Source organism: Mesorhizobium sp. WSM4850 (genome assembly GCF_055811735.1).
This window is the reverse complement of sequence record NZ_JBVVPV010000014.1, coordinates 112,495-121,320: the sequence shown is the minus strand read 5'-3', so window position 1 is coordinate 121,320 and position 8,826 is coordinate 112,495. Positions and strand designations below refer to the sequence as shown.

The window sequence follows — 8,826 nt, the reverse complement described above, 5'->3', positions numbered from 1 at the left end:
GTCGCGACCGTAAGTGGGATTCGCTCACGCGATGATGTCGGGGATGATCCGGTCTTCCAGCGCCATCAGCCGGTCTTTCAGGAAGAGCTTTTTCTTCTTCATGCGCTGGATCTGCAGAGGGTCGCAGCCCATGGCGATCATCGCGTTGATCGCCGCGTCGAAATCGGCGTGTTCTTGCTTTAGCCGAGAATATTCGAGGCGGATATCGGCCTGTTCCTGTTCGGACATTATTTACCGTCTGCACGTCTGCGGCGCCCAAAAATGGGCCTGATTGGGCGAGGCCGGAGGTATCTTGCACCGGCGCGCAGCCAATACCACATTTCGTATTGTCGTGGAATGCTACCACGCAGCATTCGACATCGGTGCCCGATAGTGGCACACTGTCATTATGCCGTCACAGAAGCGAAATTGCGGTGGGACGCGCCTTGACGGCTGCAATCGAGGAAACCATGAAAGGGAGAACCAATCATGTCTCTTGCATCCCATCTTGATGAGCTGCAGCGGAAACACGGCGACATCGAACGCGAAATCGATGATGCGATGAACCATCCATCGGTCGACGACCTCGAAATCGTGAATCTCAAGCGGCGCAAGCTGGCGCTCAAGGACGAGATTGAGAAATTGAAGGCGAAGCCGAAACCCACCACGCACTGACGCTCATCTACGGCGCTGCGCGTCCTTTGGACGCGCAAAGGGCGCTGTCGTGCTTCTGATTTCGGCGCATGGTCCTTTCCGAAAATCCTTTCGGTTTCGGGTTCATGCAGGGAACAGTGCGCGCTTTGCCCGACCATCTTCTCCGGTGGCAACCAATGCCGCCGGAGCGTTTCCCTGTTTGTCCGGCGGTTCGATTTGACAGGTTTGCCTGCCTATCGCCATTGACAAGCCATCTTTGCTCCTCCACCTCATGCCGGGACCTTCTATAGCGCCGCGCCTCCTTTCGGACGCGCAATGGACGCTGTATTTTGATTTTTGCGCAGATTGTTTCCGGAAACCGATTCCGGAATTCGGCGCTAACAAAGGGCAGCCGGCCATGACCGGATATTTTTCTTCACCCTTCTCGCGCCGCACGTCTGTCGGTGTCGACGTCGGCGGCGTGATGGTCGGCGGGGGCGCCCCTGTCGTCGTTCAGTCGATGACCAACACCGACACCGCCGATGTCGACAAGACCGTCGCTCAAGTTGCGGCGCTGCATCGCGCCGGGTCCGAGATCGTGCGCATCACCGTCGATCGCGACGAGAGTGCCGCCGCCGTGCCCGCCATCCGCGAGCGGCTCGAACGGCTCGGCATCAATGTGCCGCTGGTCGGCGATTTCCACTATATCGGCCACAAGCTGCTCGCCGACCACCCGGCTTGCGCCGAGGCGCTGGCCAAATACCGCATCAATCCCGGCAATGTCGGATTCAAGGACAAGAAGGACCGGCAGTTCGCAGCTATCGTCGAGATGGCGATCCGTCACGACAAGCCGGTGCGCATCGGCGTCAATTGGGGGTCGCTCGACCAGGAGCTTTTGACCAGGCTGATGGACGACAACCAGCGCCAGGGCTTTCCGCTGACCGCGCAGGAGGTAACGCGCGAGGCGATCGTGCAGTCGGCGATCCTGTCGGCCGACATGGCCGAGGAGATCGGCCTTGGCCGCGAGAAGATCATCCTGTCGGCCAAGGTCAGCGGCGTGCAGGATCTGATCGCGGTCTACACCGAGCTTGCCACCCGCTCCAACCACGCGCTGCATCTCGGCCTCACAGAGGCCGGCATGGGTTCGAAAGGCATCGTCGCCTCGTCCGCGGCGATGGGCATTCTTCTCCAGCAAGGCATCGGCGACACGATCCGCATCTCGCTGACGCCGGAGCCGAACGGCGACCGCACCCGCGAGGTGCAAGTGTCGCAGGAACTCCTGCAGACCATGGGGTTTCGGCAGTTCGTACCGATCGTCGCCGCCTGCCCCGGCTGCGGCCGCACCACCTCGACCGTGTTCCAGGAACTCGCGCAGGATATCCAGGCGGATCTGCGCAAGAACATGCCGGTGTGGCGTGAAAAATATCCCGGCGTCGAAAACCTCAAAGTCGCGGTGATGGGCTGCATCGTCAACGGTCCAGGTGAATCCAAGCATGCCGATATCGGCATTTCGCTGCCCGGCACCGGCGAGACGCCGACGGCGCCGGTATTCGTCGACGGCAGGAAGGCGGCGACGCTGCGCGGCCCTTCGATCGCCGCCGACTTCGAGAAAATGGTCGCCGACTATATCGAGCAGCGGTTTGGGCAACCTGGCAAGGCAGCGGCGGAGTAGGTCGATGCGGCGCTTCCCCTGGGCGACGCCGATTTTGCTTGGTGGATTGGTTTTGCTTGGTGGGCTGGGCTGGGCGACAGCCGTCCACGCCGATCCGCCGCGTCCCGCCAAGCAGCGGCTGCTCGACCGGGTTTGCAATCTGATCGAGGCGCATGCCGATCAAAACGGCCTGCCCAAGGATTTCTTTGCCCGGCTGATCTGGAAGGAAAGCCGCTTCGATCCCAATGCGGTCAGTCCGGTCGGCGCCGAAGGCATAGCCCAGTTCATGCCGGGCACCGCCAAGATACGCGGTCTCGCCAATTCCTTCGATATCGAGCAGGCCATCCCGGCTTCGGCAAAATATCTCGCCGAGATGAAAACCGGCTTCGGCAATCTGGGCCTGGCCGCCGCCGCCTACAATGCCGGCGAAAGCCGGGTGTCGCGCTGGCTGAGTTCCGGCGGCTTCCTGCCGATGGAGACCGAAAACTACGTTCTGGACATCATGGGCGAGCCGGCCGACAGGTTCACCGACACCGCCTATGCCGGCAGCATCCAGCCGCTCGACAAGAAAGCGAGCTTCGCGGTCGCCTGCCGAAAACTGCCGGTCATCAAGTCCCAAACCGTGGCCATGGCGTCGATCAACATCAAGCCGTGGGGCGTGCAGGTGGCCGGCAATTTCCGCCGCGCCGCGGCGCTCAATCAATGGACTGGCGTGAAGCGCCGGTTTCCGGCCTTGCTCAAGGGCCATGATCCGGTGGTCAGCCGGGTGCGCTCGCCGATCGGCAGGCGCGGGATCTATGCTGTCCGCATCGGCGCCGACTCCAAAGCCAAGGCCGACAACATCTGCCGGAAACTGCAAAGCGTCGGCGGTGCATGCATTGTGGTGCGGAATCGGTAAAGGCGATATGTCGGCGCCTCGCGCAGCCGCTGAAAGTGCTGGAAACATGACCGCCAAGATCATCCTTCTCAACGGCGTCGGCAGCGCTGGCAAGAGTTCGGTCGCCAAGGCGTTGCAGACGATGACCACCGAGCCCTTCCTGCATGTTCAGATGGATACGTTTATCGACATGCTGCCCGAAGCCCTTCAGGATGATGCCGCCGGTTTCGCCTATGAAGTGATCGAGGAAAGCGGCAAGTTCCAGGTCAGTCATCAGGGTTGGGCCGGTCGGTGAGCGAACCCTGCGAGGCATGCGGCACGCCATCGCCGCGATGGCGGGACAAGGCAACAACCTCATTGTCGATGACGTGCTGTGCGGTGGCGAGATATCCGAGTATCTGAGATTGCTGTCGGGCTTTGATCTACGCCTGGTCGGCGTCTTCGCTCCGCTGGACGTTCTCGAGGCCCGCGAAATCCAGCGGGCCGACCGCTTGCCAGGGCTGGCGCGCTGGCAATATGACCGCGTGCACAAGGATATCGGCTACGATCTCGAAATTGACACCAGCACGCTGACGCCGCTGGAGTGCGCCAGGCGCATAAAAGCAAAGTTCCAGCTATAGGCCCGCGATGTCCGACCGTCTCTACAGCGATCCCGATCTCGTCCAGTTCTACGATATCGAGAACGAAGGCGGCGTGGATTTCGATTATTGCGTCGGCTTCACCAGGGACGCCGGCTCGGTTCTCGATCTCGGCTGTGGCACCGGGCAGCTGGCCGCCGCGCTCGCCGATCGGCGCAGGGTGACCGGCGTCGATCCCGCGCCGGCGATGCTCGATATCGCGCGCCGCAGAGCCGGCGGGCAGAGGGTCGACTGGGTCGAGGCCGATGCGCGCAACGTCCGGCTCGGACGACGCTTCGATCTGGTGCTTTTGACCGGGCACGCTTTCCAGGTGTTCCTCACGGCAGAAGATCGAGAGGCGGTGCTTGCCACGATCGCCGCTCATCTGGCGCCCGATGGGCGCTTCATCTTCGACACGCGAAATCCAGTCGCGCAGGAATGGCTCGAGTGGACGCCGGAACGGTCGCAACGGGAACTCAGTCATCCCGAATTGGGCACGGTAAGAGCGTGGAACGATTTCCGCCACGATTCCGGTACCGGTGTCGTCACTTACTCGACCCATTACGAAATGCCCGGCAGCGGACGCGTGCTCAGCGCCGAATCGAAAATCGCCTTCCCGACAAAGGAAAGCCTTGCGCAGATGCTGGATCGGGCCGGGCTGGTCGTCGAAGAATGGCTCGGCAACTGGCGTGGCGAGCCATACGCTCCAACATCGCCAGAAATCATTCCGATCGGCCGGCTGCGCTAGCCCGGACGTTGCTTCGCCTTGAGCGTTTTCCCATTCCTTGACGTGACCGATTGAGCGTACGGATAAGCCAAAGACACCACCGCCCAATTGCGGCGCTGCGCTGACGACGTGCCCACTGATGCACGTCGTGAGCATCTCGCAGGTTTACGTGTTCTGAACTCATGGCACCTCCTCGCCAGCATTTTGCATGCTGAAGAGGAAAACATATTATGGTTCGCATCTGCTGATAATCGGTGATAGTTTCCGTTCATCTGTGACGAATTGGAATAGATATTATCGACCGGCAAGAGACGATGGGTGTGTACCTGGCAGTTGTCGAGGAAGGCGACTTCTCGGCAGCGGCACGCCGGCTGCGGATGACACCTTCGGCCGTCAGCAAAATCATCGGTCGGCTTGAGTCCCGCCTTGGCGTGCGCTTGCTGCAGCGCTCGACGCGGCGCATCAGCTTGACGGCGGAAGGCAGCACCTATGCCGAAAGCGCTCGCCGCATCCTGAACGACATCAAAGAGGCTGAAATCGCGGTTCAACCCGGAGCAGAACCGCGCGGCCGGCTGCGCGTCAGTCTTCCGAGCGCCTTCGGCCATCGCTTGATCGTGCCGATGTTGCCAGCCTTCATCGATCGCTACCCGGCCGTCGAGCTCGAGCTGATGTTCACAGATGCGATTGTCGACCTGTTGGCTGAGGAAACCGACGTCGCCGTGCGCGTTGCCGCACACAGCGATTCGAGGCTGGTGGTGCGGCGGCTGGCGCCCAATCGCCGTGTCATTTGCGCATCACCTCGATATCTCGAAAGACATGGCATGCCGACAACGCCAGACGACCTTCAAGGTCATGTCTGTCTTGGCGTCACAGCACGCGGTGGTCTCAATATCTGGGAGTTCGATGGCCCGGACGGTCTGCAAAGCATGCGTATCCGCAGCCCGATAGAGGCCAACAGCACCGAAGCGCTACGCCGGCTTGCGCTCGCCGGTATAGGTATAATCCGCATGTCGGAGATATTGGTCGGGCCGGATATCAAGGCAGGCAGACTGACCGCGCTGCTCACCGGATACAATCATCCTGACGGAGCGCCAATCTGCGCTGTCTATCCGCCTGGCCGAATTCTGTCGCCGCGCGTGCGCGTGTTCGTGGATTTCCTGGCCGAACAGTTCGCCAACCCTCCTTGGCTACACGGCGCGCCATAGTACGGGAATACAGCTTGGAACAGCGTCAGCTGTTGCGGGCCGCCACGAATTCCGCTGCCTGCTTCAGAAGCACGGCGTCTTCGCCATAGGGACAAAGCAAGGAGTGGGCCTGGTCGACGAGGCCTTGAAGCTGGTCCCGCGCCCAATTGGCGCCGTGCAGCGCCACCAGCGTCGCCTTGCCGGCGGCTGCATCCTTGCCTGTCGCCTTGCCCATCTGGCGCGCATCCGCCGTCAGATCGAGCAGGTCGTCGGCAAGTTGAAAGGCAAGCCCAATCGCCGAGCCGAATTCCGCCAGTCTTTCACGGTCGGCCGTCGGCGCGCCGGCAACAATTGCGCCCGCCTCGCAGGCGAAGCGGATCAGCGCGCCGGTCTTCATCGCCTGAAGCCGGATGATGCCGGCTTCCTCCGGCCGGATACGCTCGGCTTCGAGATCGAGCATCTGGCCGCCGACCATGCCGCCGGCTCCGGCGGCGCGGGCCAGCGCCAGCACCAGCGCCGCCCGCCGTTCGGCCGGCAGCATTGTCGCTTCGTCGGCAATGATGTCGAAGGCGAGCGCCAGCAAGGCGTCGCCGGCGAGGATGGCGGTCGCCTCGTCGAAGGCCTTGTGAACGGTCGGCTGGCCTCGGCGCAGATCGTCGTCGTCCATGGCCGGCAGATCGTCATGGATCAGTGAATAGCAATGCACGCATTCGAGCGCCGCCGCCACGCGCAGCGCCGCCTCGCCGTCGGCGGAAAACAGCGCGGCGCTTTCCATGACCAGGAAAGGGCGCAGGCGCTTGCCGCCGTTCAGCACGCCGTGGCGCATCGCCTCCATCAGACGCTGCGGCCGCGCGATCTCGCCTGAAAGCGGGCGGTCGTCGAGCAACCGCCTGAGCAGCGCCTCGATCGGCCCTGTGCGTGCGAGAAGCGCTGCCTCGAACGGTATTTGATCCTCTTTCGCCATGCCGGGGACGGGTAGCCGACACTCAGACGTTGCGCAAGAAGCCAAGCGCCATTATGCCGGGGGCAGGGAGCAGCATGGATTGAGCGGCTTGGCGGAACCGATCGTCGATCACGAAACCGAAGGGCTGGACATGGTGAGGCCGAAACGCGGCAATCGCATCGGTCTCAAACGTTGGCCTCGGCACTGGGTCCGGCGCGGTATCTCCGTCGCCGTGGTGCTGGCGCTGATGCCGGTGGTGTTGACCTTTCTGTATCTGCCGCCGTTCGTGCATCCGGTATCGACACTGATGCTGAAGGATCTGGCGACGTTTTCCGGCTATGACCGGCGCTGGGTCTCGATTGACGATGTGGCGCCGGCGCTGGCACATTCGGTCATCATGTCGGAGGACGGGCAGTTCTGTTTCCATCGCGGCATCGACCTCGGCGAATTGAGGGGCGTCGTCGACGACGCGCTGGCCGGCGAGATGACGCGCGGCGCCTCGACCATCACCATGCAGAGCGTCAAGAACCTCTATCTGTGGTCACGGCCGCTGGGCTCGGTCCGGAAAGTCGTCGAGCTGCCGCTGGCCGTCTATGTCGACATGGTGATGTCGAAACGGCGCATCATGGAAATCTATCTCAATATCGCTGAATGGGGGCCGGGCATCTATGGCATCGAGGCCGCCGCCCAGCACCATTTCGGGGTTTCGGCAAAACGATTGTCGCGTCGCCAGGCGGCGCTGCTTGCCGTCACCCTGCCGAACCCGATCGCCCGCAACCCGGCGAAGCCCGGGCCGGGGCTGAGACGGCTGGCCTCGCTGATCGAGCGGCGCGCGGGTCGGTCCGGCGCCTATGTCGGCTGTCTGCGATAGCTTAAAAAAATTCGCGACGGCGCTGGCCAAAACGGCGCAGGGCGTGTATAGGCACCCGACTTTCTCAGATTCCGGCCCTGACGCGGCCCTTTCACGAGGGCAGCCGGGGCATTTTGACCATGTAGTGGAGCATATCCATGGCCGTACCGAAACGAAAAACCTCCCCGTCGAAGCGCGGCATGCGCCGCTCGGCCGATGCGCTGAAGGCCCCGACCTATGTCGAGGACAAGAATTCCGGCGAGATGCGCCGCCCGCACCATATCGACCTGAAGACCGGCATGTATCGCGGTCGCCAGGTTCTGGAGCCGAAGGAAAGCTGAGAACGCTTTCGACGGCTTGTGACTATCGAAGGACCGGCCATCGCGCCGGTCTTTCTGCGTTTTGCGCAGATGATCGCCCCTCGAATTGTTGTCAAATATGCCAGCAGCCATGCCTATGGCAGCCGTACCGGCTGGTACTGTTATTTCGCACGGTCTTTGTCCGTGTTCGCGGTCGCATGCGAAAATTCTTGACGGCGAACGCCGAGCGCATACTAGAGAAGGCTGTCCAACCGGAGCCTTCTGATGTTCGGTGCCATCCCGCTGCTGATCGTACCCTTCGTCCTCTATAATCTTGGGCTTCTGGGAATATTCGGCGGCGGCGACGATCCCTGGGCAATTCAAATGTTCTCGATCCGCATGATGTCGGGCGGAGTGTTCTCGATGACGCTCGGCGATCTGATCGTGCTGATCGGGCTGCTTCTCTTCTTCGTCGAAATCTTGAAATCGACGCGCACGACGAGCGCCTCGATCATGGACCACCTGTTGTCGACCTTCGTCTTCGTGGCGTTCCTGGTCGAGTTCCTGCTGGTGAAGGGCGCGGCGCACTCGGTTTTCTTCATTTTGATGGTCATCGCACTGGTCGATGTCCTGGCCGGCTTCTCAGTATCGATGCGAGCAGCCAGCCGCGACATAACCATGAGCTAATGCATGTCGCGCAAAGCATGCTTCGGGCTTGAACGAGGGTGCGCAGCGGTTTTGCTGTAACGACATTTAAAAGGCGGTGAAGCAGCCGCCTCGTTGTCAGCACCTGCCGACGGCAGGACAGGCCCGCCTGACACGCCGGACCGCTATTTTTTCTTGGCGCGTGTCGGCTTCTTCACCGGAGCAGCCAGCGCATTGGCGAGGTCTTCCGCTTCCTTGGCAAGGCGGAGCGCCCTCAGCTTGTTGGTCTTTATCTGGCGGGCATCGCTCTCAGCGACATATTCCGCCATCGCCTTCTGACGAACCGTGGCTGCCTCTTCCTGCTTCTTGAAACGCAAATCGGCCCGCGCGCGGGCAGTATCCTTAGAGTTCTCAACCAAGG

At 61.9% G+C, this 8,826-nt stretch carries 13 protein-coding genes; 10 read left to right on the top strand and 3 right to left on the bottom strand.

Features of this window, described 5'->3' with window-relative positions:
• Positions 1-24: 24 nt before the first annotated feature.
• The gene (locus tag AC0L2Z_RS16245; protein ID WP_023797035.1) at positions 25-228 is read right to left on the bottom strand and encodes a YdcH family protein; all 204 of its coding nucleotides are present in this window, start codon (positions 226-228) and stop codon (positions 25-27) included.
• A 240-nt stretch (positions 229-468) separates the two neighbouring features.
• Between AC0L2Z_RS16245 and AC0L2Z_RS16240 the strand changes: the two genes are divergently transcribed.
• The 7 genes from AC0L2Z_RS16240 (at position 469) to AC0L2Z_RS16210 (ending at position 5,689) form a co-directional block, all read left to right on the top strand.
• Complete coding sequence (locus AC0L2Z_RS16240) at positions 469-654, top strand: YdcH family protein (RefSeq protein WP_023797036.1); 186 nt, start codon at positions 469-471, stop codon at positions 652-654.
• Positions 655-1,030: 376 nt separating this feature from the next.
• The gene (ispG, locus tag AC0L2Z_RS16235; protein ID WP_473628728.1) at positions 1,031-2,284 is read left to right on the top strand and encodes a flavodoxin-dependent (E)-4-hydroxy-3-methylbut-2-enyl-diphosphate synthase; all 1,254 of its coding nucleotides are present in this window, start codon (positions 1,031-1,033) and stop codon (positions 2,282-2,284) included.
• A gap of 4 nt (positions 2,285-2,288) precedes the next feature.
• A complete protein-coding gene (locus AC0L2Z_RS16230; RefSeq protein WP_473612109.1) occupies positions 2,289-3,161 on the top strand; it encodes a lytic transglycosylase domain-containing protein in 873 nt (290 codons plus the stop codon).
• 46 nt (positions 3,162-3,207) lie between these two features.
• Entirely contained in the window at positions 3,208-3,435 is a 228-nt protein-coding gene (locus tag AC0L2Z_RS16225; protein ID WP_473628727.1) for a phosphotransferase-like protein, read from the top strand.
• 16 nt (positions 3,436-3,451) lie between these two features.
• Positions 3,452-3,760, top strand: coding sequence for a phosphotransferase-like protein (locus AC0L2Z_RS16220; RefSeq protein ID WP_473628726.1), 309 nt, complete (start codon positions 3,452-3,454; stop codon positions 3,758-3,760).
• Between the two features lie 7 nt (positions 3,761-3,767).
• Positions 3,768-4,505: a class I SAM-dependent methyltransferase gene (locus tag AC0L2Z_RS16215; protein ID WP_473628724.1), complete on the top strand. Its 738-nt coding sequence runs from the start codon at positions 3,768-3,770 to the stop codon at positions 4,503-4,505.
• A gap of 293 nt (positions 4,506-4,798) precedes the next feature.
• A complete protein-coding gene (locus AC0L2Z_RS16210) occupies positions 4,799-5,689 on the top strand; it encodes a LysR family transcriptional regulator (protein WP_036262160.1) in 891 nt (296 codons plus the stop codon).
• A 25-nt stretch (positions 5,690-5,714) separates the two neighbouring features.
• Here the strand turns inward: AC0L2Z_RS16210 and AC0L2Z_RS16205 are convergent, their stop codons facing one another.
• Positions 5,715-6,632, bottom strand: a complete 918-nt coding sequence (locus AC0L2Z_RS16205) for a polyprenyl synthetase family protein (RefSeq protein WP_473628723.1) — start codon at positions 6,630-6,632, stop codon at positions 5,715-5,717.
• Between the two features lie 79 nt (positions 6,633-6,711).
• Here AC0L2Z_RS16205 and AC0L2Z_RS16200 point away from each other — a divergent pair, with 79 nt between their 5' ends.
• The 3 genes from AC0L2Z_RS16200 (at position 6,712) to AC0L2Z_RS16190 (ending at position 8,447) form a co-directional block, all read left to right on the top strand.
• A complete protein-coding gene (locus AC0L2Z_RS16200) occupies positions 6,712-7,482 on the top strand; it encodes a biosynthetic peptidoglycan transglycosylase (RefSeq protein ID WP_027152969.1) in 771 nt (256 codons plus the stop codon).
• A 137-nt stretch (positions 7,483-7,619) separates the two neighbouring features.
• On the top strand, positions 7,620-7,802 hold the full coding sequence (gene rpmF / locus AC0L2Z_RS16195) for a 50S ribosomal protein L32 (protein WP_006203806.1): 183 nt from the start codon (positions 7,620-7,622) through the stop codon (positions 7,800-7,802).
• Between the two features lie 243 nt (positions 7,803-8,045).
• Positions 8,046-8,447 (top strand): hypothetical protein, encoded by a 402-nt coding sequence (locus AC0L2Z_RS16190; protein ID WP_091593310.1) that lies wholly within the window; start codon positions 8,046-8,048, stop codon positions 8,445-8,447.
• Positions 8,448-8,590: 143 nt separating this feature from the next.
• On the opposite strand, the gene AC0L2Z_RS16185 is transcribed toward AC0L2Z_RS16190, so the two are convergent.
• Positions 8,591-8,824, bottom strand: coding sequence for a hypothetical protein (locus tag AC0L2Z_RS16185; RefSeq protein WP_473628722.1), 234 nt, complete (start codon positions 8,822-8,824; stop codon positions 8,591-8,593).
• Between the last annotated feature and the right edge of the window lie 2 nt (positions 8,825-8,826).

Bases quoted from the DNA above. Each gene is read 5' to 3' on its own strand.
- AC0L2Z_RS16245 (WP_023797035.1), bottom strand. From the start codon at position 228: ATGTCCGAACAGGAACAGGCCGATATCCGCCTCGAATATTCTCGGCTA.
- AC0L2Z_RS16240 (WP_023797036.1), top strand. From the start codon at position 469: ATGTCTCTTGCATCCCATCTTGATGAGCTGCAGCGGAAACACGGCGAC.
- ispG (WP_473628728.1), top strand. From the start codon at position 1,031: ATGACCGGATATTTTTCTTCACCCTTCTCGCGCCGCACGTCTGTCGGT.
- AC0L2Z_RS16230 (WP_473612109.1), top strand. From the start codon at position 2,289: ATGCGGCGCTTCCCCTGGGCGACGCCGATTTTGCTTGGTGGATTGGTT.
- AC0L2Z_RS16225 (WP_473628727.1), top strand. From the start codon at position 3,208: ATGACCGCCAAGATCATCCTTCTCAACGGCGTCGGCAGCGCTGGCAAG.
- AC0L2Z_RS16220 (WP_473628726.1), top strand. From the start codon at position 3,452: ATGCGGCACGCCATCGCCGCGATGGCGGGACAAGGCAACAACCTCATT.
- AC0L2Z_RS16215 (WP_473628724.1), top strand. From the start codon at position 3,768: ATGTCCGACCGTCTCTACAGCGATCCCGATCTCGTCCAGTTCTACGAT.
- AC0L2Z_RS16210 (WP_036262160.1), top strand. From the start codon at position 4,799: ATGGGTGTGTACCTGGCAGTTGTCGAGGAAGGCGACTTCTCGGCAGCG.
- AC0L2Z_RS16205 (WP_473628723.1), bottom strand. From the start codon at position 6,632: ATGGCGAAAGAGGATCAAATACCGTTCGAGGCAGCGCTTCTCGCACGC.
- rpmF (WP_006203806.1), top strand. From the start codon at position 7,620: ATGGCCGTACCGAAACGAAAAACCTCCCCGTCGAAGCGCGGCATGCGC.
- AC0L2Z_RS16190 (WP_091593310.1), top strand. From the start codon at position 8,046: ATGTTCGGTGCCATCCCGCTGCTGATCGTACCCTTCGTCCTCTATAAT.